This is a genomic window from Niallia sp. RD1, from assembly GCF_024219955.1.
Classification (GTDB): domain Bacteria; phylum Bacillota; class Bacilli; order Bacillales; family Cytobacillaceae; genus Niallia; species Niallia alba.
Window position 1 is genome coordinate 4380809 of sequence record NZ_CP100420.1, and the last position, 24813, is coordinate 4405621.

29 protein-coding genes and 2 pseudogenes are annotated in these 24813 nt (G+C 33.1%); 5 read left to right on the top strand and 26 right to left on the bottom strand.

Annotated features, from left to right (window positions below; genetic code table 11):
- Positions 1–176: 176 nt before the first annotated feature.
- The 14 genes from NKG37_RS21060 to NKG37_RS21125 all read right to left on the bottom strand — a co-directional run bounded on the left by NKG37_RS21060 (position 177) and on the right by NKG37_RS21125 (position 11901).
- Positions 177–593, bottom strand: coding sequence for a DUF1284 domain-containing protein (locus NKG37_RS21060; RefSeq protein ID WP_224427679.1), 417 nt, complete (start codon positions 591–593; stop codon positions 177–179).
- 277 nt (positions 594–870) lie between these two features.
- On the bottom strand, positions 871–1188 hold the full coding sequence (locus NKG37_RS21065) for an alpha/beta fold hydrolase (RefSeq protein ID WP_016203584.1): 318 nt from the start codon (positions 1186–1188) through the stop codon (positions 871–873).
- 227 nt (positions 1189–1415) lie between these two features.
- Positions 1416–2531, bottom strand: coding sequence for an IS4 family transposase (locus NKG37_RS21070; protein WP_016205139.1), 1116 nt, complete (start codon positions 2529–2531; stop codon positions 1416–1418).
- Positions 2532–2837: 306 nt separating this feature from the next.
- Entirely contained in the window at positions 2838–3311 is a 474-nt protein-coding gene (locus tag NKG37_RS21075; RefSeq protein ID WP_016203583.1) for an 8-oxo-dGTP diphosphatase, read from the bottom strand.
- A gap of 152 nt (positions 3312–3463) precedes the next feature.
- Positions 3464–4423: a LacI family DNA-binding transcriptional regulator gene (locus NKG37_RS21080; RefSeq protein ID WP_016203582.1), complete on the bottom strand. Its 960-nt coding sequence runs from the start codon at positions 4421–4423 to the stop codon at positions 3464–3466.
- 58 nt (positions 4424–4481) lie between these two features.
- A complete protein-coding gene (locus NKG37_RS21085) occupies positions 4482–4619 on the bottom strand; it encodes a hypothetical protein (RefSeq protein ID WP_169188682.1) in 138 nt (45 codons plus the stop codon).
- Positions 4620–4858: 239 nt separating this feature from the next.
- Positions 4859–5548, bottom strand: coding sequence for a class I SAM-dependent methyltransferase (locus NKG37_RS21090; RefSeq protein ID WP_101731069.1), 690 nt, complete (start codon positions 5546–5548; stop codon positions 4859–4861).
- Positions 5549–5974: 426 nt separating this feature from the next.
- The gene (locus NKG37_RS21095) at positions 5975–7624 is read right to left on the bottom strand and encodes a nucleoside recognition domain-containing protein (RefSeq protein WP_254415292.1); all 1650 of its coding nucleotides are present in this window, start codon (positions 7622–7624) and stop codon (positions 5975–5977) included.
- A complete protein-coding gene (locus NKG37_RS21100) occupies positions 7618–8721 on the bottom strand; it encodes an NAD(P)/FAD-dependent oxidoreductase (RefSeq protein WP_254415293.1) in 1104 nt (367 codons plus the stop codon). The genes NKG37_RS21095 and NKG37_RS21100 overlap by 7 nt, the downstream gene beginning before the upstream one ends.
- A 42-nt stretch (positions 8722–8763) precedes the next feature.
- Positions 8764–9216 (bottom strand): hypothetical protein, encoded by a 453-nt coding sequence (locus NKG37_RS21105; protein ID WP_254415294.1) that lies wholly within the window; start codon positions 9214–9216, stop codon positions 8764–8766.
- A gap of 74 nt (positions 9217–9290) precedes the next feature.
- Positions 9291–9560, bottom strand: a complete 270-nt coding sequence (gene rpsN / locus NKG37_RS21110) for a 30S ribosomal protein S14 (protein WP_254415295.1) — start codon at positions 9558–9560, stop codon at positions 9291–9293.
- A gap of 66 nt (positions 9561–9626) precedes the next feature.
- Positions 9627–9776, bottom strand: a complete 150-nt coding sequence (rpmG, locus tag NKG37_RS21115) for a 50S ribosomal protein L33 (RefSeq protein ID WP_016203575.1) — start codon at positions 9774–9776, stop codon at positions 9627–9629.
- 38 nt (positions 9777–9814) lie between these two features.
- Positions 9815–10996 carry a GTP-binding protein gene (locus tag NKG37_RS21120; RefSeq protein WP_254415296.1) on the bottom strand — a complete coding sequence of 394 codons (1182 nt, stop codon included), beginning with the start codon at positions 10994–10996 and terminating at the stop codon, positions 9815–9817.
- Between the two features lie 260 nt (positions 10997–11256).
- Positions 11257–11901: a carbon-nitrogen hydrolase family protein gene (locus NKG37_RS21125; RefSeq protein WP_254415297.1), complete on the bottom strand. Its 645-nt coding sequence runs from the start codon at positions 11899–11901 to the stop codon at positions 11257–11259.
- Between the two features lie 125 nt (positions 11902–12026).
- Between NKG37_RS21125 and NKG37_RS21130 the strand changes: the two genes are divergently transcribed.
- A complete protein-coding gene (locus tag NKG37_RS21130) occupies positions 12027–12377 on the top strand; it encodes a hypothetical protein (RefSeq protein ID WP_254415298.1) in 351 nt (116 codons plus the stop codon).
- Between the two features lie 186 nt (positions 12378–12563).
- Here the strand turns inward: NKG37_RS21130 and NKG37_RS21135 are convergent, their stop codons facing one another.
- Positions 12564–13136 carry a GNAT family N-acetyltransferase gene (locus tag NKG37_RS21135; protein ID WP_254415299.1) on the bottom strand — a complete coding sequence of 191 codons (573 nt, stop codon included), beginning with the start codon at positions 13134–13136 and terminating at the stop codon, positions 12564–12566.
- A gap of 209 nt (positions 13137–13345) precedes the next feature.
- Positions 13346–14662, bottom strand: coding sequence for an ISLre2 family transposase (locus tag NKG37_RS21140; protein ID WP_254415300.1), 1317 nt, complete (start codon positions 14660–14662; stop codon positions 13346–13348).
- 354 nt (positions 14663–15016) lie between these two features.
- Between NKG37_RS21140 and NKG37_RS21145 the strand changes: the two genes are divergently transcribed.
- Positions 15017–15331, top strand: coding sequence for a hypothetical protein (locus NKG37_RS21145; RefSeq protein ID WP_254415301.1), 315 nt, complete (start codon positions 15017–15019; stop codon positions 15329–15331).
- Positions 15332–15483: 152 nt separating this feature from the next.
- On the opposite strand, the gene NKG37_RS21150 is transcribed toward NKG37_RS21145, so the two are convergent.
- The 7 genes and pseudogenes from NKG37_RS21150 to NKG37_RS21180 all read right to left on the bottom strand — a co-directional run.
- Positions 15484–16260 carry a DUF817 domain-containing protein gene (locus NKG37_RS21150; RefSeq protein WP_254416432.1) on the bottom strand — a complete coding sequence of 259 codons (777 nt, stop codon included), beginning with the start codon at positions 16258–16260 and terminating at the stop codon, positions 15484–15486.
- A gap of 2 nt (positions 16261–16262) precedes the next feature.
- Entirely contained in the window at positions 16263–16478 is a 216-nt protein-coding gene (locus NKG37_RS21155; RefSeq protein ID WP_016203569.1) for a helix-turn-helix domain-containing protein, read from the bottom strand.
- Between the two features lie 11 nt (positions 16479–16489).
- Positions 16490–16972, bottom strand: coding sequence for a DUF2975 domain-containing protein (locus NKG37_RS21160; protein ID WP_016203568.1), 483 nt, complete (start codon positions 16970–16972; stop codon positions 16490–16492).
- 185 nt (positions 16973–17157) lie between these two features.
- On the bottom strand, positions 17158–17388 hold the full coding sequence (locus NKG37_RS21165) for a hypothetical protein (protein WP_254415302.1): 231 nt from the start codon (positions 17386–17388) through the stop codon (positions 17158–17160).
- A gap of 98 nt (positions 17389–17486) precedes the next feature.
- Positions 17487–17873, bottom strand: a complete 387-nt coding sequence (locus tag NKG37_RS21170) for a VOC family protein (RefSeq protein WP_016203566.1) — start codon at positions 17871–17873, stop codon at positions 17487–17489.
- 175 nt (positions 17874–18048) lie between these two features.
- Complete coding sequence (locus NKG37_RS21175) at positions 18049–18711, bottom strand: DUF1801 domain-containing protein (RefSeq protein ID WP_254415303.1); 663 nt, start codon at positions 18709–18711, stop codon at positions 18049–18051.
- Positions 18712–18732: 21 nt separating this feature from the next.
- A pseudogene (locus NKG37_RS21180) lies at positions 18733–18816 on the bottom strand (iron chaperone); the annotation flags it as partial.
- A gap of 225 nt (positions 18817–19041) precedes the next feature.
- On the opposite strand from NKG37_RS21180, the gene NKG37_RS21185 reads away from it, so the two are divergent.
- Positions 19042–19629 carry a non-canonical purine NTP pyrophosphatase gene (locus tag NKG37_RS21185; RefSeq protein WP_016203564.1) on the top strand — a complete coding sequence of 196 codons (588 nt, stop codon included), beginning with the start codon at positions 19042–19044 and terminating at the stop codon, positions 19627–19629.
- A 217-nt stretch (positions 19630–19846) separates the two neighbouring features.
- Here NKG37_RS21185 and NKG37_RS21190 read toward each other — a convergent pair whose 3' ends face one another.
- Both NKG37_RS21190 and NKG37_RS21195 read right to left on the bottom strand, forming a co-directional pair.
- Positions 19847–20380, bottom strand: coding sequence for a ClbS/DfsB family four-helix bundle protein (locus tag NKG37_RS21190; RefSeq protein WP_254415304.1), 534 nt, complete (start codon positions 20378–20380; stop codon positions 19847–19849).
- 484 nt (positions 20381–20864) lie between these two features.
- Positions 20865–21376, bottom strand: a pseudogene (locus tag NKG37_RS21195) (DUF2837 family protein).
- 808 nt (positions 21377–22184) lie between these two features.
- On the opposite strand from NKG37_RS21195, the gene NKG37_RS21200 reads away from it, so the two are divergent.
- Both NKG37_RS21200 and NKG37_RS21205 read left to right on the top strand, forming a co-directional pair.
- Complete coding sequence (locus tag NKG37_RS21200; RefSeq protein ID WP_254415305.1) at positions 22185–23054, top strand: UPF0236 family transposase-like protein; 870 nt, start codon at positions 22185–22187, stop codon at positions 23052–23054.
- On the top strand, positions 22999–23499 hold the full coding sequence (locus tag NKG37_RS21205; RefSeq protein ID WP_254415306.1) for a UPF0236 family transposase-like protein: 501 nt from the start codon (positions 22999–23001) through the stop codon (positions 23497–23499). The genes NKG37_RS21200 and NKG37_RS21205 overlap by 56 nt, the downstream gene beginning before the upstream one ends.
- Before the next feature lie 116 nt (positions 23500–23615).
- Here the strand turns inward: NKG37_RS21205 and istA are convergent, their stop codons facing one another.
- Positions 23616–24617, bottom strand: a complete 1002-nt coding sequence (gene istA, locus NKG37_RS21210; protein ID WP_254415307.1) for an IS21 family transposase — start codon at positions 24615–24617, stop codon at positions 23616–23618.
- Positions 24618–24813 lie beyond the last annotated feature (196 nt).

Here is a 24813-nt window from a genome sequence, read left to right on the forward strand (position 1 = left end):
TCGCAATAATTAAAACTATTATACTGAGATTAATAATTAGAAGAAACGATATCCTTTTGATTGAAAAACCATATTAACATAACACCTCTTCTTAACATACAAATAGAATTGTGTTACGTTTCATTGGCTATTATTTTCTATTTCCTATAAGCTGCAAATCTATTAATTTTCTTGATTTATTTCACTTCTCTTAACCCTTTACCGAGATGGATATCTTTTATGCCTATCTCACAAACTCCGTATGAACGCCATGAACACGTTTCGCAAATCTCTGCAAGATCAGAAGGAATTATATGTTGACAAACTCTTTCTTCTATGTATTTCCATTTAACTTTCTGTCCAACTTGAAGCGCTAATTTCTCCATGATTAATGCATCTCTTTTATAAATATGTGTATCATGGCAGTGATATTTACCTGAATTAGGATATTTCTCACATAAATAATCTGGTTCATCTACTAAATGAATGATTGTGTTCGGTTCCATTCTTAAAGTGTGATGCAAGTGGGTCATATTTTCTATATATTCAGCGGAATACCCCATTCCCCTATATCCTAAAAGACATAATAAATGATGACCACGTAATTTATACATAAAATCTCCCCTTTTTAAGTATCCTACTATTATATGTTAACATTAACATTATGTAAGTTTACATATAAATATTAACCTAGATTTTGGGCGGATGATATGTGTTGATGTTTAAAAGATATTATTAAAATACAGGTCATAACCGTAAATACTATGCTTGTATTCAAAAATTCAGCTTTTGTTTTATTAAATTCTCTCTATAACTTTTTTAATTGCAACTATAATTACATCCGGTCTATCTAGATATACAAAATGACTTGAATTAGTTGCTAAGATTAACTCACTTTTCGTATTTAATGAGGATTATTTTCTCTTCAATTTCTAATACATCAAGTAATTCAACTACTTCATTTACTACCATTTCTGTATTGCGTATGTTGGTATGAAGTTCACTTTCACCTAACCCTGGTCTATGAAACATGATTATTCTATTCGTTTCACTTAATGGCCCAATTATTTTATTCCACTCATAAAAAGAACAGCCTAACCCAGTAAGAATAACAATAGGTATCCCATTATTACCAATAAGCAACGCTTCCATTCTATTACCTGATATGCTTAAATAACGAATATTCTCTTTATGAATACCTTTATTCATTCGATCACTTCCTTTCAAAATCAATTATGTTATTATTCGATTCTTTTTTCATATTTTACCATTTATTAATAAATGTTTCACTAGTGTTGCGTAAATAGTGTCATAATTTTCAGTTTAATTGTTTACTCTACTTAGAGCCAAAAAAGTAATTACCTTTCTAAAGGCGGCTCCTGTCCATTTGGAAATTTATTTACAATTAGACCTGTGCAACGACAACAATTTGTTGATTAAGGGATGGCTTTTCCTTCAATTTTGCGAAGCCAGACATGTGCTGGTTTCCACAATGATGCCCTTAAATAACGGCTAATTTGCAAGGTTTTCCGCTTACTTTTTGTTTCGAGTTGTACCAGAACATGAAGACAAAAAACAATAAGTGCGATAAACACTTGATTTTGAATCGCCCATTCACTTTGACCGTAGAATTTCTTGATATTGAGATGTTGTTTAATCCATTTAAAAAACAGCTCAATTGCCCATCGTGATTTATACATTTCCGATATTTCTTCGGCGCTTAAGTCAAAACGATTTGTGATTAAATGAAGTTCATTACCTTTTGAATCTATTATTTTTAGAAGTCGAAAATAGTTTTCAGCTCGGTTTTGAGTTGTACCAATCAACACCATTTGATCCGACAAAACAGATGAATCCTTGGGTAGTTTAAAATCATAAACCTCCCGTACGACTGCGTTTTTTCGTAGCCTAGAAAGAAAAAAGTAGCCTTCATCGGTCATGCGATCAAAACGCTCGTAGTCTAGATAACCTCGGTCAAACACATACATGCATTCTTTATCGTCAACCATAATCTCAAGTTGACCACGATCGTGTTCGCTTGCCGTTGTCATCACGGCTTTTTCGGGATAGGATTCTCCCTTTTCCATAAATACAAGGCGTAAGTGTAACTTTACGCCTGCCTTAGTTTTGCGGAACTTCGCCCATTTATGATTGGTCAAATTTAGTGGCAAAGTACTTGAATCAATAATTTTTAACGGCATGACAAGTTTTGTGTAGTGTGTTTTGGCGTGAATTTGTCCGACTAAATCAAGGAAAAGTCTTTGAAACAAATCTGGATTTAGACCATTTAAACGGCGCGAGAGCTGAGAAATGCTTATAGAATCAAGGTCGATTTCCTTTTGAAGATGATCATCAAAAAGGCAATCACTTAACGCATGAAGACTTTCAACTTCTTCTAATTGTGCAAAAAGTAATAGTTTTAGGAATGATTCTGTCGTTAACTTTTTCGTATAGCAATCTAATTTCAATGTTTTCACCTGTTCTTCAAATAATTGAAGATTAATTGGCGAAAACCATTGTCCAAATGAAGTTTTTCGTGTAATCTTGTCCATGAGATTGGTCCTTTTTTAGTGGATTTGGACGGGTTACCACCTGACTTATCCATTATAAAGGACTTTTTCTATGCATAAAATAATAAAAGTGAACATTTCGAGTATTTTTAATAGTGAAATTAAATTAATGCAACACTAGTGTAAATGTTTAATTGATTTAAATAATTTTTATGAAAATTGGATGCGTAAAATTCTGTTTCCCCACTAGAAAAAACAGAATTAGCAGGGGAAAAGATATAATATTTCGCAATAAATTCAACATTAAATTAGTATTAAAAGCAGAAATTTACTCCTTTTATCATATACTTAGGTTTTCTTTATGGTAACTTTACCCTCTTGGTTTTTCTCATTGTCCCATTCAATCTGAATTTCAAAAGTTCCATCTTCAAAAAACAAAGGAAATCTTCTTCTTATAGAAGCTTGCATTGGAAGGCTAGGGATTTCATTTATATTAACCCAAATAGGTTTACCTTCGGGTGCATCTTCCAACAAGGTTCCACTAAAACATTTAGTTATATAATTAAAAATCATATACCTGTCATTTTTTTCTGGATTAACGTACTCATAAAGTCCTTTATAAATAAGGTTGCTCACTTCTAAACCCGTTTCTTCCTTAACCTCCCTAATGGCTGCATCCGTAAAACTTTCAGGAAACTCTACTTTTCCTCCTGGAGGTATATATCCCTTAAAATTATCGTGCTGTCTATTTAATAGCAGTACATAATCTCCGTTTTGAACCAAGCAAACAGTCCAAAATTTATAATTAACATTCTCACTCATCTTTTTCCCCCTCAAAATATCGAAATCATTTTTGGCAATGTTTTAGAATAATTTAATTTTAACGCAGAAATTGTCAAATTGTACTAAAAATTCAAATAAAAAAGCACTCTCCTAATGAAGAGTACATGGATATTTAGTATAATCGCTTGTTTTTAAACCGTAGTTCTTTCAATAAAATGAGAAAACATTTCTTTTTTAGTTATATCATCGCTAATTGCTTGTTGAAATAAGTTCTTCCCGATGTCTACAAGTGGAATTTCAACCGAAGATATTTCCATCATTTTTGCAATAGGCTCATTATGAAAACCAATTATTGCAAGTTCTTCCGGTATTTTAACCCCTTGTTTTTGACAATAAATTACTATTCCAGCAGCAACTTGATCACTTGTGACAATCAATGCAGTAGGAGGTGTCTTCATATTAAGAATTTCTTTCATGACTTTTTCGCCATCTTCGAAATAATAACACTGATCAAAGATAAATTCATCATGAAAAGGGAGATGGCTCCTGATCAGAAAATCCTGATATGCTAGTGCACGAAATTTGCTGCTTGGTCCCGTTTTTCTCCCTATCGTGTAACCAATTTTTTGATGTCCTTTTTTATACAGAAATTCTAACGCTTCCATTAAAATTTTATATTGGTTAACAAATGTAGAGGAGACTTCTTTATCGTTAGCATCTTCACACAATACAATCTTTCCATATTGTAGATATTCTTGTATTACAGACCATCCACAAGCTCTCGAACAAATGATAAGAGAATCAATTTGCTTTTGTTTTAACATTTGCAGTGCTTCCAACTCTCTACTTTCCATATAATCAGTCTGAAATAGAACAAGCTTATAATTATTTTCCAATGCTTGTTTAGCGATCCCTTTTAACAGCAATGCAAAATAAGGGTGATCTGAGAAAGGAAGAACAACACCAATCATTTGTGTTTTCCCTTTACTTAAATGAACGGCATTGAGATTTTGTTGATAATTACTTTCTCTAATTGCCTCTAAAACGGCATTTCGCTTTTCTTCCCTTACATATGGATGATTGTTTAAAACACGAGAAACGGTCGTTACGGAAACTCCTGCCATTTTTGCTAAATCTTTTATATTTGTCATACTTTCACCTTTTCAAAACCGAAATATCATTTTTACTTATACACTAAGAATACATTTTTTACTCTTTTCTGTATATACCAATGAAATAGTCTTCAAAAGATTGAATCGGTGTAACTTCCAATGATTCCCCTGATTTCTTTAAGCAAACATAAGCTAAAATATAAATAATCATGCAAAGTATTATTAAACTCAACATACCATTATCTCCTCGCTTTCTGCTATTTGCTTAAAGTGTAATGGATGAAACGCGTACCATGTCAATGAGTAAATACATTATAAGACGTATAAATTTCCAATAAAAAAAATGTACTATCTCTAGAAGAATAGTACATTAAAACTCTATTACTTTAGTACGCATCAAAAAGAATGCTAATATAATTAACTTGAATCAGTATTAACTAGTTTTTCAGAATCTATGCCAATACATTATAGCTTTCATAAAGGAGCCGTAAAACGGAACAAATACCCCTCTTCATATTCATATTGAACGCGATCCTTTACACTCTGAAAAAACCGTTCATCACGCGATATTGGTATAAACGTTTGAGGAGTAAGCCGAGTAATTGCTGCTTCAAATCCTTCAGCGTGAAAAGCGCCAATGATATCATCAAGGGAATGAAGATTCATTGATAGCTTGCCTCCATTATTGATTTTTTCACGTATCTGTGGGAGACTCGGGTTATTGCTATAATCGGTGAAACTTCCATAATATACGCCACCAGGCTTTAATGCTCTCTTCATTTTTTGAGCGTGCTCATGTAGATTAGAAATTAAATAGATAACAGCAGTACTTACAGCTAAATCGAAGCGTTGGCCCCATTGTTCAGGAGATGCAGTTGCCACATATGTAAGTGGTAAGTCACCTTTTCGCTCATTTGCAACCTTAACCGACTCAACTCCCAAATCAGTACCTACACCCTCTTTAAACGGATAACGATCATATAAATATCGAAGAAAACCACCTTGATTGCAGCCAAAATCCAATACGGAGAAATCATGAATTCTTTCTTTCTCTACAATGCGCTCCACTATTTTTTCCCAAAAATGTCCATGGCTATCTTCCATTTTTTGTTCGCTTTCTGATGGCATATGCCACCATCTGTCATATAGAGTGTCCTCTTTCATTGAAAGTCCTCCCTTATAATCAAATATTTACACTAATTATTATTACGATTGAAATTTCTAATTTTTTATATTTCTAATTTTATTCTCTAACAACTACATTTTCTACCTCAATAAAGTGAAACTTCCATCAGTGGGGGATTTCTTGATCCCCCACTGATGATTAGTTGAACCAATCGGACCTTTACGGACAGTTGATCTCTCACAATTTCCACTCGTATTCTCATAAGCTTACTATCTGTTAAGAGTGATGTAAAAATAACTAATATTATTATGGACACTGAAAAAATGCTATCTATTGAATATTTCTCATAATTGGTTGTTAAAAAATTTAGGAGGCTGCATTAGTTTCACTTTCTAATGCCCTATATTCTAATTTACTTTAGATAGGAATACTTTTTCAGCGGCTTCATTTATTAACTCCTGTATTTACAATGAATACTGAAAAAGTTGATGAATGACTAATAAGGATAAGGCAACTAAAATAGATGTTATTAATTGTCTTGAAATAATATTCCTTGCTTGCCTAAACCCTAGTTCCCTCCAAATTGTCGATAATGTAACGATACAGGAAGTGAGAGTAGAAGCCAGAAAGACTAATATAAATAATTGAAACAGAAAATAAGGCACCATTCCCTCATTTATTAACAAAATTCCGTCCTTTCTAATAATAGAAAAAGCCAGTGTTGTTGCCGCATCAGTCGGAAGCTGAAAAAGGGTTAACAATGGATTAAAAATGATAGCTAAATAAGAAATTATATGAAAATATTGCAATAAACCTGCGATAATGCAAATAATCAAAAAGATAGGCATTGCTTGTTTTATAAATTGCAATAAATCTACTTTTACTTGATAGATAAAATTCTTCAAACTCGGTTTTTGAATAAATGCCTTTCGCATGAAGTTATGTTCTTGAATCTTTTGGTTTTTAAACCATAAACGATTGTGTAGAATTCCTCCTAATAATAAAAATGAAATATAGGGAAGAAAAAGCCAAGGTGCATGTGCTGTGTTAAATATTGATAATGTTGCTCCAATTTGATAACTACACGCCGATCCAAAGGAAATAAACGATATACATTGAGTCCTACTGCAAGAATGACAGCTCCTGCTCTGAAATACGGCCACTACATTGCATCCAAATCCAGTAATAATCGGAGCTATATCCCTCCCTGTTAAACCTATCTTTTCAATAGCTGGTTCAATAGTATCTATAATACGATCCTTTAATCCCGTTTCTTCTGTTAATGCTTTACTACAGCTAATCAGTAGGACAACTGGAAACGCCCAAATAAAAGAATACATACCAAGGGATAATAGCCCGTAATCATCTATAAAAATCATTTGCACAATTCTAGGAGTATCACTAAATAAAGTCTTTATTTTATCAATGATATAAGTATCGGCGAGTGGCTGAACAAAGTTTGATATGTTATAAGCTAAAATTACTGGAATAACAAACATTGCGAATAAGCAAATGAAAGCTATGAATGACCCCATATATTTTCTTTCAAAGAACAGAGATGGTGGATCCATCTTACTAATTGATAAATTTAGTAACTCCTTTAATTGAGAAGGCTTAAGCGACTCCTCCTCATTAACACATTCTAACACTAACTCCTTAATATCATTATTTAAGTGACGAGTGTCGGTAATAAATATTGGTAACTTCTTCGTTGTGATTTGTTTTAACAGCAATTGTTTTCCATCTGTTGACATTTTATCTGAAAAGGTCACAAAGAGAACTATTTTTTTGGTTGTATTTTCGATCAATGGATATAATTTTTCTAACTCTTCTATAAAATGTGTACCACGAACTACTATAAAGACTGTTGTTGCTTTTATTATTTCCTCCTTTACTATTCTTTGCGTAAATGAATCTGTTTGATTAATTCCTGGCATATCTTTTAAATATCCATTTCCATAGGAAGCACTAGCAATATGAACGGTAGAACCTTTTACATTTGCTTCATCTGTCCTCTTTTTACCTGATAGTTTAGAAAATAAAGTGGTTTTACCAGAAGATTCAAATCCTATAATAACTATATTATTATCATGAATGCTTTCATTTGCTAGCATTCACAATTCACCTCACAACAAGATAAATCATCCAAATACATATTATTCTCTCGATAAATATCAAATACTTCATTTGGATAAGTAATATTGCTACGATTTAGAATTTCCTTTGCGACAACTGCAAATCGTTGGCGGAATTTATATATATAACAAAAAATCACATTTTGATGTTTCACATTAGGTCCTATTAAAAACAATCCAGGTGTTATAGTTGACTCATCTTTTAGCGTTAATTTAACAATTTTGGAATTATCCCATTCAAATAATTCATGAATCTGTTTCACGCCAGGTATAAAACCTGTTGCTAGAATAGGTCTTGTTTTTGATACAGGGGTTGTCCCATCTGATAAATAGAGTACATAGTTCCCATCCACTATAGATACTTTCAATACTTCTACATCTTCAAGTATCTCTAATCGATCTGTGTCATCAGCAATTTCTAATCGTTCCTTTGTAAACGGGGATAAGGATATACTTGGGTCAGCTTTTGGTGACTTCCAAGGGGAAGATTTAGAAATTACCGTCACATTTTTGTTGTTTTGCGTTAAGTGATATGCTGCGTCTATTCCACTCTCATAGCCTACGATAACCGTAAATTCTTCTCCCTGTAAATCTATCCAAGATCGAACATAACTGTTATGGAGACACAGTTCAGATCCTTCAAATGGACTTAAATCAGGAGTAGCATATTCCCCTGTCGCCCATACTAAATAAGTGGATTCAATTTCTTGCTCTTCTGTATAAATTTGAAATAACCCATCACTTTTTTCTACCTTTTTTACATAAGCTTTTCTAACTGGTAATTTATAATGACTTACTAACAATTGAAGATATTTAGCATATTCTATTCCTGTTAAATGTTCTTTTCCAAACGTGTATGCTGGAGAGGTTTCAGGTGCCAGAGCATTCAAATCTAACATTCCAAACCCGTGTCCTGTAAAAGACGGCGTGATTAGTTTCATTTCTTTTGGCCATTTTAGAAAGCTTGCACCAATGTCTTCTTTTTCTAAAATAATAAAGTCATGGAAGTTTAGCTTTTTTAATAATATTCCTAAGCCAATTCCTGATGGGCCAGCACCTACTATTACTAATTTCATAAAGATACACTCCTAGTTTCTAAATAATAGGAACATTATTCATTAACATAACAAAACGTAATAATTACGATTTATAACGTATAACTTGTCATATCTATTCCGTTTAAATGAATATTGCTCCAAAAAGAAATAATTAAGAAACAAAAAAAATGTCCATTTCTTATTTTTTCTTTTTTGAAATTTTCTTTCAGTCTTTGAGTAATTAATCCATCGCATTCGATTAATTCTCGCCATTATCATTAAATCTATTTCTGCTTGAGCTTCATCCATTATTTCTTTAATAGTCGACATAGTGAGGGAAAAATGGTCCGCAGCCTCTTTGAAGGGTGATTTTTCAACCATTAACTCCATAAACTGCTTCTCATTTGCAGCAATCTTTTCTAACTCTGCTTCTTTACTTTCTATGTATTGATAAATTTCCCGTTTTCTTTCTGGCAAATTTGCAATAGCACTTCGATAAAAAAATGGAACTAAAATAGGATTTACGGAATTCATTTTATATTCCTCCAACTTTGATTTAAGATAAAAGCCGTCAAACTTTAATATCTGACGACTTTTCTTGTCATTAATCACCAACTTGCTTTTTTCACTCCTGGAATTTGTCCTTTATGAGCATATTCTCTAAAAGCGATGCGGGACATTTTGAATTTTCTCAAATAGCCTCTTGGTCTGCCAGTCACTTCACATCTGTTTTTTAAACGGGGTGGTGAAGAATCTCTCGGTAATTTTCTAAGCGCTTCATAGTCCCCTTTTTCTTTGAGCTCTAATCGAAGAGCAGCATATTTTTCAACCATTGCTTGACGTTTTTTTTCTTTTATTATTTTTGACTTTTTTGCCATTTTTCTTTCCTCCAATCCATTCAATCTATTAAAACGAAATGATTACGATTTAAACTATATAAAAAACTATTTTGTTTCTCGATGTAAAGTACGTTTTTTTAAACGCGGGCAATATTTCATCAACTCAATACGATCTGGGTTATTCCGCTTATTTTTTGTTGTAATATAATTTCTATCTCCTGTTTCTGTACATGCTAATGTAATTTTTACTCTCATTTTTCTTCCTCCTAGTAAATTTTATTTTTTGCTCATTCTCAGGAAAATGCAGGTAATGGATCAATAAATTTGGTCCATTCCTTTTTCATTTCCATTTCAGTCAATAAACATGCATTTAAATCTTCTTCCATTCGCTGTTGATTCATGCCAATTCCAATAAACACTAACTCTGTCATTCGATCTCCGTATAAGGAATCCCAACGTTTTTGTAAATCTGGATCTTCTTCTAAAACTTCTTTTTGCTCCATTTCTGGATAAGCTGCTATCCACTTCCCTGCACCTTGTATGGTTAAGGAGGGTCCAGCTTGAGAAAGTAGTCCGGCAATATCATTTCTAGTAGCCAACCAAATAAATCCTTTAGCACGAACAACTTCATCTGGCCAGTTTTCTAGCCAATTCATCAATCTAACTGGGTGAAAAGGTTTATTGCTTCGATATACAAAGGAAGAAATTCCATATTCTTCTGTCTCCGGAATATGTTCTTCATTCAGTTCTTTTATCCAGCCTGCACTTTGACTTGCGGCTTCAAAATCAAATAACCCAGTATTTAAAACTTGATTTAAGGGAACGCGCGAATATTCACTCTCAATGATTTTAGCTTCTGGATTAAATTTTTGTATAACTGCTTTCAATTCTTGAAGTTTACTTTCTGAAATTAAATCCGTTTTATTCAACACAATCACATTAGCAAATTCAATTTGATCAATTAACAAATCTGCTATTTCTCTTTCATCCATTTCATCCACCGCTTGCTTACGGTCTAAAAGACTTTCGCCCGATGAAAAATCATGCCAAAAACGATTGGCATCTACTACAGTAACCATTGTATCTAACTGACAAAATCGAGATAAGTCAATTCCAACACTCTCATCTACATATGTAAATGTTTGCGCAACGGGAATCGGTTCGCTAATGCCACTAGATTCAATTACGATATAATCAATATTACCTAAACTTGCAAGCTTTTCTACTTCTATTATTAAATCTTCTCTAAGTGTGCAGCAAATGCAACCATTTTGCATTTCCACCAATTTTTCATCTGTTCTTGAGAAACCACCCTGTTTCACCAATGAAGCATCGATATTTACTTCACTCATATCATTGACAATCACAGCAACTTTTAAGTTTTCTCTATTAGATAAAATATGATTTAATAAAGTAGTTTTGCCTGAACCAAGATAGCCGCTTAAAACGGTAACTGGAATTTTCTTGTTGTTCAATAATTTCACTCCTTTAAATAAATCGAAATGATTACGATTTATAAACCGATAAAAAATTCTCTTTTTTTGCTATTCTTTCTATTTTAACATCTAATGTTAAAATAGAAAGAACTATTATATAATAAAACGAAATGATTACGATTTGCAAGTGTTTATAAATAACTTTTTAAAAGAATTATTCTATATGTAGTGAATTTTTGTGTACTTATCCTATTTATTTAGAGAAAAAAGGGAAAACTTTCTCCTCTTTTCTGTGACCACTATATTGTCTCTACTAACTTTATTAGCTTAGTCTCTGTATCAAAAATTCTAGTTCGAGTATCATTTTTTGAAAGCAATAAATGATTGCCATTTTGATCAAAGCAATATGCAATCGGGATAGAAAAACCACAATTTCTGTAGGAGCCGTCGGCATGGCTTGTCCCAATAACCATAGCTTTTTCCCTTATCGCAATTTTTCTTGCTTCATCTGTCCATTCTTCATATTGTTCTTCACTAAACATTCCAACACCTATAGGATTAAAAATGATATCAACCTTTCCATTCTCTAAACCTACTACTCCTTGAAAAATCTCTCTACATAGTAAATAACCGAATGAAAAATTTTTATCGTTTATTTTGGATGGTGTATATAATCCTTCATTCTCAGGTGTTTTTGCTCTTTCTAAAATTATTTTTCCAAATTGGTTGGCGATAAATACTCTATCCTTATTCTTTTCATCTTTATATCCTGTAACAATGTATGTTTGATGTTTATTTGCTAAATGACATACTTCCTCTAAATAATGGGCTGTAAAATAACCTTCTGGAAATAGTATTAAATCAACTTCAGAATAACTCTTTATTTCCGCTATTAATTGTTGTAAGTTGTTCTCACGTTTTGGTTGGCCGATTAATATTTTCATTGCTTCCTCCTGATTATTTGATTGATTTCTCTTAAACAACTAGTTTTTTACTTTTAAAACAAATTACCTTTGTTTTTTGGTAAAATAAAGAATAAACTGAAAATGAATTAAAGGAATATTTAATTATGAATGTAATGAAGGGATTTGTTGTCAGCTTTGCTTGTTATATATTTCTAAACGCTATCTTGTTTATTAGTCATCATAGTGTGCAGGAACTCACCGCCCTACTTATTTATCAAACTATTTTGGGCTTTTTTATTATTTTAGTCCAAACTATCATAATAGAAATTTGTCTTCAAGTGGAGGGATATAATAGATTATTTGCTATGATGATAGGATTTATTTATGGAGTTGCGATATCTATTTTATTTTCCGGCACGATAGATGTAGAGATCTCCGCTCATTTGTTAATTGGTTTTATATTTAGTTTTTGCTTTTTTATCTATATGATAGTTAGAGGGGAGAGCAAGATTTAATATATTAATTTTTAAATAGAGAAACAGTATTTGCGTTAATTTTCTTTCAAAATTGATTATCTACAAACTATTTATTAAAATTTATCTTTTATTTTTTTAAGAATAATTTTCATTTTTTAGTCTTTAACGTATTTTTTCTCCCTTTACATAAAAAATTATCTTATCCTATCCATGCTTTACTCACTATCATAATAAAATTTCTTGTCTTCTCTTTATCCATATTTCTTTTTTTAAAATATAGTGATTTTTCTCAAGTACTTGATTACGCTTTGAGAATAAACTCTTTTCTGTATGGATTAAACTAAAACCAATATACTCCATTGATTTGCAGGAATTTATATTGTCTTTCCATGCCACTGCATGAATTTCCTCAGCAAATAACTGAAAAAATACAAAATCATAGATTAGAATCCTTGCTTCTTTTGTATATCCCTGCCTCCAGTATTTCTTACCTATCCTTTGTGCTTCTGAGGAAATTAACTTTGGATTCTCATCTTCTAATGCGATCCAATAAGTCCCAATAAACTCTTGAGTTTCATTATTAATTATAGCCCATGAAATTAGTCCATTTAAGTCGCGATATTTACAAAGAAGTTCATATGTTTCATTCTCATTGATTGGAACAGTATTTCCTGTCCATAAATGAAGGTCTGGCTCTAGAAACATATCAAAAAATGATTGGTTATCTATATCTGGATTAATCATACGTAATGTCACTTTATTACCTTTTAATATGGGAGCTTTTTTAAAATAGTCCATACAACACATCTTTTCCTTTCCGAAAAATTTCAAATTAAATATAATATTATTGTATCTATTTATTCAAAAAACTCAATTGTAACTAACAAACGATTGAGTCAAGTTTTTGTGGGAGTTTTTTTAGCTCCCTTTTTTATAAAGTAAAACCTCTAAGTTTGTATCCGCTTTCCAATTGGTTTTGTTTTTCCAACTGTTGATTCTCTCATTTTTTAAAAACCTTTTAATCCCTGTAAGGCAAAGTGAACGGGTTTTCCAATCGCTTGATTTAAGTATGGCATGTTCTGACGCACGGTTTCTGTTACTAATTTTGTGGGTATTTTTCTTTTCGCTCGATGCTCTTTCTTTGATTTTTCCGTGGCTTTTTCCCATTTCCCATATATCGTTTGGATGGATAGGTCATCCTTCAATCCAATCCACAAGCGCGCCATGCTCATGACCCCTTTTTTGCTCCATGCTCTTCCATTCTTTAATCGTTTGGCTAATTGATTCATCATCGCCTCTGCACTTCCCATTGGACGATACGCTGTCGTGTCCACACCTTTTTCCTGTAACCAACTACGGTAATCTTTTATGGTTTCCTGATGATGCGTTAAAAAGGCAAGGAAATGCGCTAGTTTTTCTTCTTTTTCTGGTGTATCCATTGTTCCTACTGCGCTATTCAACTCTAGAAGTAATGTTTCTACCTGGTAGTTTTTTAACGCTCTTTTCATGTAGCGGTATCGAGGATGGCTCTTCATTAGTTGCTTCATCGAACGAGCGACATGAAAACGGTCCATGGTGAAAAAGGCGCGTTCCCGAAAATACTCCCGACATGCCGTTATCCAGCCTGCTCCATCACCATTAATAATAAGCAAGGTTTGGGTAGGATCATACGCATAATTATTCTGTAAGAACGTTTCAAAGGCTTCCCAAAAGGGTTCTTTTCCTTCATAAAGAAAATGCCTTTTATTTCGGAGCCTGATTCGCTTTCCGTTTTCTTTCCATCCCTCGTGTACAGCGGCGAATTTCAACTCCCATCCACGCTTTTTCTTTTCTTGACTCTTCACATATAATCCATCTACTTCGACAAACAATACCTTTTGAAAAGGGCGTTTTTCCTTAGCGGGAAGTACGCTTGTTTGAAGAAGATGTTGCCGTAATGCTTCGTGGCTCATCGCCGAATAGCCTAAAAATTGTTCGAACGTTTCCACCGCCTTTCGATAGGAGGAGCCATTCGTCGCTAGTTCTAGCCCCCATTCTTCTAGTAGCGGACTAAATCCCTTATTCCCCTGAAACTGTAAATAGTGATCTAATAGACAAATATATTTTTTAGTCACACGATCAAAATAATAATTACGCTTCAGCTCCACAGCTCCAAACGCTGTATCTAATCGTATTTCTCGTTTATCACGTAAAGCAAATCTTCTTTTGTCTCGTTGCTTGGCAATCTCTAGATCCCAATTTTCTAATGTTTGAATAAGGATTTCTTGAAACGTCATTTGTAGTGTTCGAAATAAAGTTTTTTCCAATTCTTTTAATGATGGCATTTTTATGTTACATTGATTCATGAGAGCCTCTCCTTTTCGTATTTTTCGCCAAATTCTACTTTACAAAAGGATGCTCTCTTTTTTAATGCTTAATTTTTTCCAGCTACCGCGCTTTCGCTTGGTGGCCTTTTTGTCTAGTTGGGGGACTCGTCCCCCAACTAGACAAAAAGGATATTTATTCTCCCACAAACATTTTACTCATACTAACAAACTCGAATTATAAAACTATCTGAAAAGCTAGTTCAGCAGCTGTTTAGTTTTAATAGGAATAAGGACGGAGAAATTAGCAATAAAAGAATAGTCTAGCAAGTGATTTTCTCAAATATAGTATAAAAAGAAAGAAGAGGTTTGTTAATGAAGGTTATCTATAGTGTTCTAAGAGAGATCAATAAAGGTACAGCTTTACCAATAGCAAAAGAATATAATTTCAAGCAGAGGGAATTTGAAAATTTCATCTTTCTTTTAGAAAATGAAGGATATGTAGAAAGAGTACTTAGAATCGATACATTTTTCTCTCTTAAGCCAGCTAGATTAACGAAAAAAGGACATGATTTTTTAGAAAATCACAAGTATTTAGAAGCTTCTTATCCAGATAAACAAGATATTATAAAATGGATCCAAATGGAAAAAGAAATGTACTCTAATGGAGCTAAAGAGGAAATTAATTAAACTAAGAATATATCTTTACTCAAAGATTAACTTACTAAGAAGCTCCAAGACTTTATTTATCAAAATGAATATTATTCTTGTTCACATCAAGGAGCTTTTAATAAAATGGGCATTTCTGATTACTTTTTTATAAAATTGACATGCTACACTTTTTAATAACTACTATTAGGCATTTTCTCCTTTACCTGCTTTAACGTTGCGACAATAAGAAAACTGACAATCACTAATAAGAGCCATGAACTTACCTTTCCTAAATGCACAAGACTCCAAGCTTCCGCTTGATTTGGATATTCCCATGCGCTAAAGTAAGTGGCAATATTCTCCGCTATCCAAATAAAAAAACCGATTAGGACAAAAGAAAGTGCAAGTGGCATTCGATAACTTGTGCCATTTACTTCATATAAAACCCATGACTTCCAAAACACGATTATTACTAATCCAGATAAGATCCAACGAATATCTAGCCAATAATGGTGGGTGAAAAAGTTCAAATAAATGGCAGCAGCAAGAGGCACTACAACTATAAACGGTGGCCATTTAACCAATTTGACATTTAACCTTCTCCAGGCTTGGCATAAATAACTTGCTACACTTGCGTACATAAACCCACTGTACAATGGTACCCCAAAAATTTTTGTATAAGCTTCTTCCGGATACGACCAGGAACCCATATGTACCTTAAAAAGTTCAAGTGCAAGTCCAATTAAGTGGAAAACAGTAATTACCTTTAGCTCATCTTTTGTTTCCAGTCCAGATCGGACCATTCCCCACTGCATCAGGAGGCAGATGAGAAGCAGCCAATCGTATCTTGGCAACAAGGGAAGATCTATTATTTTTGTAAAAGCCAAAGAGGCAAAAATTACGACAGGAAATACACAGGATAAAGCTTGTTCCCAGCCAAAATAGACGAGCTGCTTTAATGCACGTATCATTAGCTCTCTCCATCTTTTCTATATTCTAATATATCGCCTGGTTGGCAATCCAAAGCTTCGCATATAGCAGCTAACGTCGATATTCGGATAGCTTTTGCCTTACCATTTTTTAATATAGATAGGTTGGCCATTGTAATTCCAACCTTCTCTGATAATTCGGTTACACTCATTTTTCTTTTAGCCAACATTACATCGATATTAATTATAATTGCCATTTGTTTTCACCTCAGACTATTAAGTCATTTTCTGATTTTATATCGATTGCTTCTTTTAATAGCTTTTGAAGTACTGCGGCAAAAACGGCAATCACCATCGAAGCAAAAATAAGAATTAGTCCAATTAGAATGACACCAGGAGCATCGTCCATTTCTGCAATGAGGTAAAATAACGGCAAACCTAATACAAAAATTACACTAATGGAAATGGCACAGTTTTTTATTTTCTTTAAAGCCTTTACCGATAACTCCGAGAAAGCTTCATTCTTATCAATATAGTTTAAAAGTTTAAATGCTTGATACAGTGCAAAGTAGAAAGGAATTGCTGCTGCATAAAAATCAATCATCACAAGATATTTTATATAAGCATTATTTGGATATAACGCAGCTACGAAATTGCCAATTTCCGGTACTAAAAAGATGCACAATGCAAGGATCGGCAGTCCAATAAGAATAACAGCAATTTTTAAAAAGAGCGTTGACACTTGTTTCATAAAAAACACCTCTCATATTTATTTCAATTTGAATTTATCATATTGTTTATTGTTTTACAATAAATTTTTATTATTTTTGATTTGTTTTTTATTGTTTTTGGATAAGTAAAACAAAAATAAAAAGCATTTCTTATCGAAAGAAACACTTTAAAATTAGATTTATCTTTTATTTTTCAATGTGTAAGCTATCCTGTCACAAACATAAAGTCCTGGACAAATGTTGAAACAGCTTTTAAATCCACCTTATGACTTTTATACAATATTTCTGCCTTTTTCAATTGCTTGTTCACTTGAGGCGAAATCTTTTCTGCTTCTTTTAACGAAATGTCTCCAATTAACAGATCAATCGCTATTTTTCTTATGTTTTCTTCACGAGACTGATGCAATATGTAGGAAATACAACTAATTTGGTCCATCCTTACACCTCTCTAAACATATTTTTATGTATATTTCTATGTTTAGACAGAATATTCCTTCTTTTAAAAAAGAAGAGAGGGATGGTTCTAGAGAATTATCATTTCTCCCTTTTGCAAACTATTTGTATAGGATTACCATCAGGGTCTTGTACCCAGCCAGATCTTAAGTCATTTAAAAAATTATGTGGTTCAGATAGTAGAGTTGCACCATTATTAATCGCATACTGAATAGCCAAATCCGTATCTTCTGTCCATAATACAATTTCAATCCCCATATTTTTGCTGGGAGATAACCCATGAATTTCTCTTGCAGACTCTTTTGTAGCTATACCTAAATTAAAACCATCTAATAACAGTTCAGAATGTACTTCCTTACCATCGATTTCAGCAGCAAAGGTTTGTCTAAATCCCAGTTTCTGATAAAATTCTTTTGATTTTTCCAAATCATCAACATATAGATTGATTTGTGGAGACTTAAAATGCATATGCTATTCCTCCGTTAATTTTGAATTTCTAATACCTTTTTATTAACTAGACTGATAATATTTTAAGTAGAATTCAACATAGATAATTAATTTCCTTCAATAAATTAAATATTTTCGTGTAACAGAAAAAGGAACCGTTCCTTGCAAAGCAATAGAACCGTCCCTCTGTAGCTATTTATTTTTTCCCCGCAAACTTATGCGATCCATCACAATTAGGCATCTTTTGGGATAGTCCACATATACAATCATTTAACCCCTTACCATTCAAAATTCGCTCCATCGCTTTTTCAATCCTTGATACTCGTGTTTTGGATTGCTTCGGTTGTGAAAAATGAAAAATGTATGCTCTTTGACGTCCCGGTGTCAATGCTTCAAATGCATTCTTTAATTCAGGTATTTCTGCAAATTTAGTTTCAAGTTCTGCAGGAAGGATGTATGCTTCGTGCTCTTTTACTTTCACTTCCAAACCTGCTTTTTCCACTTCAATAGCATTATGAATATATTCTTTTATAATTACTTCCTTGTCTACTATTTCTTGTAAATTAGTAAATCTAATTTGGCGCGCCGCCTGTACATTCTCCGTTTGTTGAATTAGAATCCCGTGAGAATCTTTTAACAAGGCACCTTTGTGAAATAAGAGCGCACAATATTCTTTAAATCCATGTATTAAAACAATGTTTTTATTGTTAAATGTGTAACAAGGGTGCATCCATTTAAATTCTTCGGTAAGTTCCTCACAATCAAGAACAATCTGTCTTAACTTCTCAAATTCTTCCTTCCACTGACTATCTTTGCTTAAAAATTCCTCAACATTAGGATTTAGTTCCCTATTTGTCATCCAATTACACCCTTCTAAATTTTACTCTTTTCTCCAAAAAGTCGTACAGTTTGCTTTATCATTAGTATTAAACTCAATCATTTTCTCAAGTAAAGAGAAATCTATTTGCTACCTTTTTTTCATTTTCTCCTAATTTTGCAAAATAGTCTATGAAAAATACCAAAAAATTAGTGCGAAAATCAGCTTTACTCATTGCATAACACCATTAATCAACTATTTACAAACTTCTCTATTCTCTTATCATTCGTATATTTGTTATATTTATTAATAAGAATGGAATTAAATTGTAGTTCTCATCTTTAAAACGAAGCATAAGGAGAAACTTTTCAAATGAAAGAGATTGTATTTGTCACCACCAACAAAGGAAAAATCGCTTCTGCTCAAAATGAATTAAAAAGTATTAAAGTAACTCCTATCAGCGCAGAATTAAGTGAACCAAGAACAGATAATATTAAAGATATTGCAAGAGAAAAAGTATTACAAGCATATGAAATCGTGAAGCGTCCATGTATTGCCTTAGATTCTGGATTTTTCATTGATGAATTAAATGGGTTTCCTAGGGCATATGTCAATCATATGTTAGACACGATAGGAATTAGTGGCATCTTAAAATTATTAAGTGAAGAAGAAAATCGCTATTGTGAATTTAGGTCCTGTTTAGCCTATTATGATGGAGAAAATATAAAATTCTTTGAAAGTAAATCTCCAGGTACGATTTCTGAAAAAATAAGAGGATTAGACAGTGCGAAAAAATGGTCTGATCTTTGGTATATATTTATTCCAAGACACTTTGATAAAACACTTGCCGAATTTAGCGAAAATGATTTTCATACATATGATGAAATGAAAGAGGAATCTTGTATTAGTAAGTTTGGAAAATGGTTTCTTAGTAGTTCCGATATTCTGGAAAAAATATAATTAAACAGGTGCTAAACATACTAAAACACAGTATGTTTAGCACCCTAAATAGGAGTAATAGCAAACAAAGAACGCTTATTATCTTGTTCAACTCTATGGTTAGCTTAAGTACATTTCTTCACAAAGTTATTCGTTTTCAACTTCAATTTATTAAAGGAGTACTGAGAAAAAAGAGCATTCATCCATTCATTCGGTCAATGCCCCTTTGTTTAGTTTATTATTTTACCGCCTTGTCATTTTCTGTTTCTTTTATAATCTTTGCAATGACTTCACATTTTTTTATAGCCCAAGTATAATGATGTAAGGTGTTTGCAGCAAAATAAGTATATAAATTGCTTGTTTTTGTCCACTTGTAGTATTTCTTTGTTATGAGTTCTTCATTAGTATGTAATTTAATTAGTTTCATTACTCTATCATGACTTAACTTCAATTTCTTAATAGCCTGATTCAAAGTTACATCTTGATACTTTTCCCAAATTTGTTTATTAAGCAGATTTATAGTATTCCATTTATAACCCGCTGCTGGCATAAAAGGAATATCTCCATCCATGCCTTCTCTATACCACCTTTCAAGCATAGCTTGCCATTCATAAAGGTGCATTAATACATCACGAAAATTCTTATCTCTCTCTTGAGTTTCAATAGAAGTTACCCTTTTTCTGGTAGGTACAGAGTCAATTATTTCAAGCAATGATTTAAAATTTATGTTGCTATTCAATAATAAAATTTCTTTTTCACTCTTTACTGCCACACTAATCCACTCCCTTTTTAATATATATTAACATAAGAACGTATGATCTTTTGTTAATTTTTTTTTAATCCAAAGGAAAATCTTGTACATTGAGTCACTTTCTTTAACCTATTTAAAAGAACAAGGCTGGGACATAAGTATTCGAGTCAAGGATAAATCCGAACAATTATACGAAGATGCTTATGAGAGTTCCCTATAATTTTTTGGTTTTTTATTTGGTTTTTAAAGGATGTTTCCATGAAGTTTAGTGCGGTTCCCCGCAGCCGGAATACACTTCGCTTTCCGTGGGGCTCGCGCTGAGCCTCCTCAGCTTCGCCTCCGGGGTCTCAGACTGTCTCGCTAATCCCACAGGAGTCTGCGTGTATTCCGGCTGCTCTGTTTTTCCAACTAATTATATTTCCTCTTGTAAAAAGTATGCGAAAGCCGCCGTTAGTTTAAGTGTATTTGTTCACAAACTTAGCTTAATTACAGAAGAATACCCACTTTAGCTGAATAGGACAATGTATTTTGTAAACCAAGCGATATATCTTGCTCCCCATAAAAAAAACACTTGAGCAAGTATTGTACCTAATAATCTTGAGGTTACCATCATTACTGACAAACTTTTTAGCTTATTGTAATTCCCTCTTTGATTAACAACATCGTCTGCCATGACAGATAATTTAGGATCAATAAAAATAACTAACAGGATCGTTGCTATCCCGTTTATTAAACCCGATGCCATAATTGTAGTAGCAGATCTTTCAGGTACTAATAATGCTGCATAGAGTGCGGATAAAATTTTGGAGCATTATCAATTAGACTTCCAGTGAAGGGTTGTTGCATCATATTAGCTAATATTGATACGATAACCATTATGTTAAAGAGTGATAAAGCTGAGGCAATCATTTTAACCCGTGCACCTGATAATCTCAAAGCATAAGCTAATGTTTCTATCGAATGAATAATAAAAATAAATAAAGCTATAAGTATTAATCCTGTTGTTAAGAACTCCATTTAGCTACATTCTTTGTTTAGATGAATTTTTATCACTATTTTACCATTTTTTTCTTAACCTGTCCGATTGTAATATGAATCCGTTTTCTTTTCTATCAGAAGTGCTCCCTCTTACTACAAATAAAAAAATTCCAATCCTATAATTCTCATAATTAGATGACTTATATCTCCCATATCATCAATAGTTAAATGAAAACAGAAAAGCTCCAATTAAAATAATCGGAATAGCAATGACCCACCTCAATCTAATCATCCTGCCCCTTTTCTACCATAACCAAGTTTTCACTTATTACATTTTTGAAATAAAAAGTCTTCCCTTTTATTTAAGGAAAGCTCCTTATATCTTATTATATCCGTTACAGTATTGTAGGAGAGAATAAAAACATTGCTTCTATAAATTAATACATTTAACCAATTATTTAATTATCTGCTATCTACTTTTCACATGTAATCATTTACCCTCTTTATTCTTTTCGTTCATTTCTATCCGTATATCACTTAAAATATCTATGAAAATATTATTTTGCTTTACCGTCTTAGATTGATTCCTAATTATTGTTAGTAGACCGATAATAATTAATATTAATAAAGTGATCATGTCAGTATGAGTAAAATGTTTGTGGGAGAATAAATATCCTTTTTGTCTAGTTGGGGGACGAGTCCCCCAACTAGACAAAAAGGCCACCAAGCGAAAGCGCGGTAGCTGGAAAAAATTAAGTATTAAAAAAGAGAGCTTCCTTTTGTAAAGTAGAGTTTGACTAGAACACTACGAAAAGGAGAGGCTCTCATGAATCAATGTAACACAAAAATGCCATCATTAAAAGAATTGGAAAAAACTTTATTTCGAACACTACAAATGACCTTTCAAGAAATCCTTGTTCAAACATTAGAAAATTGGGATCTAGAGATTGCTCAGCAACGAGACAAAAGAAGATTTGCTTTACGAGATAAACGAGAAATACGAGTAGATACAGCGTTTGGAGCAGTGGAGCTGAAGCGTAATTATTATTTCGATCGTGTAACCAAAAAATATATTTGTCTGTTAGATCATTATTTACAGTTTCAAGGGAATAAAGGGTTTAGTCCACTATTAGAAGAATGGGGGCTAGAATTAGCGACAAATGGTTCCTCCTATCGAAAGGCGGTGGAAACGTTCGAACAATTTTTAGGCTATTCGGCGATGAGCCACGAAGCATTACGGCAACATCTTCTTCATACAAGCGTACTTCCCGCTAAGGAAAAACGTCCTTTTCAAAAGGTGTTGTTTGTCGAAGTAGATGGATTATATGTGAAGAGTCAAGAAAAGAAAAAGCGTGGATGGGAGTTGAAATTCGCCGCTGTACATGAGGGATGGAAAGAAAACGGAAAGCGAGTCAGGCTCCGAAATAAAAGGCATTTTCTCTATGAAGAAAAAGAACCCTTTTGGGAAGCTTTTGAAACATTCTTACAGAATCATTATGCGTATGATCCAACCCAAACCTTGCTTATTATTAATGGCGATGGAGCAGGCTGGATAACGGCATGTCGGGAGTATTTTCGGGAACGCGCCTTTTTCACCATGGACCGTTTTCATGTCGCTCGTTCGATGAAGCAACTAATGAAGCCATCCTCGATACCGCTACATGAAAAGAGCGTTAAAAAACTACCAGGTAGAAACATTACTTCTAGAGTTGAATAGCGCAGTAGGAACAATGGATACACCAGAAGAAGAAGAAAAACTAGCGCATTTCCTCGGCTTTTTAACGCATCATCAGGAAACCATAAAAGATTACCGTAGTTGGTTACAGGAGAAAGGCGTGGACACGACAGCGTATCGTCCAATGGGAAGTGCAGAAGCAATGATGAATCAATTAGCCAAACGATTAAAAAATGGAAGAGCATGGAGCAAAAAAGGCGTCATGAGCATGGCACGTTTGTGGATTGGGTTGAAGGATGATCTATCTATCCAAACGATATATGGAAAATGGGAAAAAGCCACGGAAAAATCAAAGAAAGAGCATCGACCGAAAAGAAAAATACCCACAAAATTAGTAACAGAAACCGTGCGTCAGAACATGCCATACTTAAATCAAGCGATTGGAAAACCCGTTCACTTTGCCTTACAGGGATTAAAAGGTTTTTAAAAAATGAGAGAATCAACAGTTGGAAGAACAAAACCAATTGGAAAGCGGATACAAACTTAGAGGTTTTACTTTATAAAAAAGGGAGCTAAAAAAACTCCCACAAAAACTTGACTCAATCATTGGTAACGAATAGTATTGTCCTTATGAACACATCTTGCTATACTTATCTCATAGTTATTTTGAATATCTATATTTTGGGAGACTGGTTTTAAGTGTTGCTTTTCCAGGAGGAACACTTCGAATGGTCTCTTTTTTGTTGTATTGTGTATTTTATAGTTCCCCGTTCTGTTCAGCCATTCCCATCCTTGCTCATTCCAAGAGTCGATGTTATGAAACACTCTATGTTTGGCATAGTTTTGTTTGATAAATCCAACTACATTTTCTATTCTTCCCATACTCTCAGGGTCAGCTTTTCTACAAACCCGAAGGTTTATTCCTCTGGATTCTCTATACTGCTGAAATTCTTTAGTTAAAATTAGATCTCCACCATTTTCGCTAACAACAATTAAACTATCTTGGTCATAAACGATCTCATTGGTCATTCCTCCATACCATTTAAACGCGTTCTCATGGGCTTGTATAACATCCCGTGTTGTAAATGGTCTATCCAACCACTCTTTATACTTTTGTCTAGAATGTGATAAGACAAAAGCTATAAAGTTGAGTTTGGCTTCCTTATTATCAACAGTTTTTTGTCTCGTATGACCAAAATCTACTTGCATTTGTTCTCCCATTGGGGGATCAGGAATTGCCTCATACATTCGAGGAGATGTTTCCTTATTTATTTTGTATTCTTCTCTTAATGCTTTTACATATGTTCTTACTGTACTTTCTCCAACAGTTAGATCTTTATATTTCTCTAAAAGCCAATCATAAACTTGTGCTGCTGACATATCCGGATGCATTCTCAACCAAGATAAAATCAGTTCTTTATATGGATCTAATTTTTTCTTTTTATACTGAAGAGAATCAACCCATTCCGCCATCTCCGAAGGAGATCTCTTTAAGTGCCTGTAAACAGTTGTTCGAGAAACCCCTAACTTTTCAGCTATCTTTGTCTGACTAAATCCTTGCTTTAATAATTGCTTTATCTCCATGTACATTTCCCACTTATCCACCTTCGCTAACCTCCACTGCAAGTATGAACTATGATCATTTTACAGTGATAGGTTGATATTTTTTGCTGGTATATTTGGGTAAATAAGCGTTTCATCTTATCAAGCAAAAACTGTACACTTTATTCTAGCAGTCACAATAACATTTTACGACACAAAATATACACATAATATTAATCTATTGAGGAACTATTTTAAA

Bases quoted from the DNA above. Each gene is read 5' to 3' on its own strand.
- NKG37_RS21080 (WP_016203582.1), bottom strand. From the start codon at position 4,423: ATGACAAATATAAAAGATTTAGCAAAAATGGCAGGAGTTTCCGTAACG.
- NKG37_RS21205 (WP_254415306.1), top strand. From the start codon at position 22,999: ATGAAAAGAGCGTTAAAAAACTACCAGGTAGAAACATTACTTCTAGAG.
- NKG37_RS21200 (WP_254415305.1), top strand. From the start codon at position 22,185: ATGCCATCATTAAAAGAATTGGAAAAAACTTTATTTCGAACACTACAA.
- NKG37_RS21185 (WP_016203564.1), top strand. From the start codon at position 19,042: ATGAAAGAGATTGTATTTGTCACCACCAACAAAGGAAAAATCGCTTCT.
- NKG37_RS21105 (WP_254415294.1), bottom strand. From the start codon at position 9,216: ATGAATTCCGTAAATCCTATTTTAGTTCCATTTTTTTATCGAAGTGCT.
- rpsN (WP_254415295.1), bottom strand. From the start codon at position 9,560: ATGGCAAAAAAGTCAAAAATAATAAAAGAAAAAAAACGTCAAGCAATG.
- NKG37_RS21175 (WP_254415303.1), bottom strand. From the start codon at position 18,711: ATGACAAATAGGGAACTAAATCCTAATGTTGAGGAATTTTTAAGCAAA.
- NKG37_RS21075 (WP_016203583.1), bottom strand. From the start codon at position 3,311: ATGAGTGAGAATGTTAATTATAAATTTTGGACTGTTTGCTTGGTTCAA.
- rpmG (WP_016203575.1), bottom strand. From the start codon at position 9,776: ATGAGAGTAAAAATTACATTAGCATGTACAGAAACAGGAGATAGAAAT.
- NKG37_RS21165 (WP_254415302.1), bottom strand. From the start codon at position 17,388: ATGGACCAAATTAGTTGTATTTCCTACATATTGCATCAGTCTCGTGAA.
- NKG37_RS21170 (WP_016203566.1), bottom strand. From the start codon at position 17,873: ATGCATTTTAAGTCTCCACAAATCAATCTATATGTTGATGATTTGGAA.
- NKG37_RS21160 (WP_016203568.1), bottom strand. From the start codon at position 16,972: ATGAAACAAGTGTCAACGCTCTTTTTAAAAATTGCTGTTATTCTTATT.
- NKG37_RS21155 (WP_016203569.1), bottom strand. From the start codon at position 16,478: ATGGCAATTATAATTAATATCGATGTAATGTTGGCTAAAAGAAAAATG.
- NKG37_RS21085 (WP_169188682.1), bottom strand. From the start codon at position 4,619: ATGTTGAGTTTAATAATACTTTGCATGATTATTTATATTTTAGCTTAT.
- NKG37_RS21140 (WP_254415300.1), bottom strand. From the start codon at position 14,662: ATGCCATCATTAAAAGAATTGGAAAAAACTTTATTTCGAACACTACAA.
- NKG37_RS21130 (WP_254415298.1), top strand. From the start codon at position 12,027: ATGAATGTAATGAAGGGATTTGTTGTCAGCTTTGCTTGTTATATATTT.
- NKG37_RS21125 (WP_254415297.1), bottom strand. From the start codon at position 11,901: ATGAAAATATTAATCGGCCAACCAAAACGTGAGAACAACTTACAACAA.
- NKG37_RS21060 (WP_224427679.1), bottom strand. From the start codon at position 593: ATGTATAAATTACGTGGTCATCATTTATTATGTCTTTTAGGATATAGG.
- NKG37_RS21090 (WP_101731069.1), bottom strand. From the start codon at position 5,548: ATGAAAGAGGACACTCTATATGACAGATGGTGGCATATGCCATCAGAA.
- NKG37_RS21095 (WP_254415292.1), bottom strand. From the start codon at position 7,624: ATGCTAGCAAATGAAAGCATTCATGATAATAATATAGTTATTATAGGA.
- NKG37_RS21100 (WP_254415293.1), bottom strand. From the start codon at position 8,721: ATGAAATTAGTAATAGTAGGTGCTGGCCCATCAGGAATTGGCTTAGGA.
- NKG37_RS21135 (WP_254415299.1), bottom strand. From the start codon at position 13,136: ATGGACTATTTTAAAAAAGCTCCCATATTAAAAGGTAATAAAGTGACA.
- NKG37_RS21145 (WP_254415301.1), top strand. From the start codon at position 15,017: ATGAAGGTTATCTATAGTGTTCTAAGAGAGATCAATAAAGGTACAGCT.
- NKG37_RS21065 (WP_016203584.1), bottom strand. From the start codon at position 1,188: ATGAATAAAGGTATTCATAAAGAGAATATTCGTTATTTAAGCATATCA.
- NKG37_RS21070 (WP_016205139.1), bottom strand. From the start codon at position 2,531: ATGGACAAGATTACACGAAAAACTTCATTTGGACAATGGTTTTCGCCA.